The 1,601-nt window shown below is 64.2% G+C and carries 1 protein-coding gene and 1 pseudogene; both read right to left on the bottom strand.

Going from position 1 to position 1,601, the window contains the following annotated elements; all coding sequences use genetic code 11:
- Positions 1-195: 195 nt before the first annotated feature.
- A complete protein-coding gene (locus tag ABNS06_RS09050; RefSeq protein ID WP_348674046.1) occupies positions 196-1,158 on the bottom strand; it encodes a hypothetical protein in 963 nt (320 codons plus the stop codon).
- Between the two features lie 106 nt (positions 1,159-1,264).
- Positions 1,265-1,601: pseudogene (locus ABNS06_RS09045) on the bottom strand (exodeoxyribonuclease III); the annotation flags it as partial.

Raw genomic sequence — 1,601 nt, 5'->3', positions numbered from 1 at the left:
TGAGGGTCAGGCGATGGCCGCCTGACTCAAACCTATGAGCCTCCGGGATTCCCGGGGCGGTTCACTTCTCAGCGACGGCAGCCGACCTGCCTTGTCGCGCCACCATGCGGGGGCGATTATGGGGTGCTCTGTTTCTGAATGATTGGGTAGCTTGACCGCGAGTCAACGGCAGGCCGATCTGTCCGTCACGACGGATCAGACAGCCGAAAACGAGCTCAGGGTCGAACGCAACTGCGCGGCGCCGATCACTTCCGGCTCGTTGGCGAGTTCATGCAGGGCGTCATCGGCCAGCAGGTGGTCGAGTCGTGCGACGTGTTCGTCGATGGCGTTGATGTAGGGGTTGTCGCCGTTGAAGTGGGCGTTCAGGTAGCGGTAGCAGCCTTCGAAATAGCCGTCGAGCCGGTCTTTCCAGACCATGCGGTTGAAGTCCGGCGTCTTGCGCATCAAGTCGTCGGCCGAGCTGTAGACCGGTTTCGGTCGGCCCGGTCGTGCCTCGCCGGCCAGGCCGCAGATGGTGAACTCGCGATAGAGGTGGTGCCAGCACTTCTCCAGGTAGCAGGCGTCGGCCATCTGCGCGAGCAGGTCCACGGTGCCGAGGAAGAAGCCCAGATGCCGGTCGCGCGGATCGGAGACGCGGATCTTGTCCAGGGCGATCTCGTAGCCGGTGAAGTGGACGATCTGGCGAGAAACGTCGGCGTATTTCTCCAGCCGCGTGCCCTGCAGGAAATCGCTGATGAAGGCGCCGCTGCGGGCGACGTGACAAAGCGTGAATTCGGCGCCGTTGCGGTGGCCGACATCGCGGTCGGAGCGCACGTAACCGGCGTCGTGGAACAGCGCGATGATCACGCCGAGCATCGCGCGCTCGGCGCCGAGCTGCTCGGCCGGCGGGACGGTTTTCTCGTAGCCGTCGATCAGGCGTGCGAACGCCAGCGTGGCATCCAGGCTGTGTCGGGCGTCGTGATACCAGGTGTCGCAGCCCTTGAAACCCGGTAGCAGGCCGGCGAACAGCTTGCCGAAGGTTTCGAACGCCCGGGCAATGAGATCGACATCGATGTCGGTGAACCGACCGGTGAGCAAATCGATGACGGCTGCTTCTACAGCTTTGGGGTCGGCCAGATGAACCGTGCCGGTGACGTCGTAATGTGCCTGTCGATCCATCGCGAGAACCTCCGCGTTCCGTCTTGACTTCACAGCCAATTCACGCGCTTTTCCGGATGGTAGACCGCCGATTCCTCCGCAGCCACATTCGAGCGTGACCGCGTTCTCAGTTCGCGCGCAGGCCGCAGATCACGGGCGTGTGGTCGGAGGGTCGCTCCCAGCGGCGCGGTTCGATGTCGATCGCGAAACTGTCGAAGCGCTGGACCAGCGGCGCACTGATCAGGTGGTGGTCGATGCGCAGGCCATGGCCGCGTCGGAACCCGCCCTGTCGATAATCCCACCAGGTGAAGCGTTGCTCCGGCGGCGCGGTACAGGTGAAGGCGTCGGTCAGGCCGGTGTCGAGCAGGGAGGCCAGCGCAGCGCGTTCGGCGTCGCTGCAAAGAATGTGACCCTCCCAGCGGTCGGGGTCGTGGGTGTCGTCAACCGTCGGCGCGATGTTGTAG

The sequence above is a fragment of the uncultured Abyssibacter sp. genome, assembly GCF_964000955.1.
In the GTDB taxonomy this organism is placed as follows: Bacteria; Pseudomonadota; Gammaproteobacteria; order Nevskiales; family OUC007; genus Abyssibacter.
This window is presented reverse-complemented; position numbering and strand designations above follow the sequence as displayed.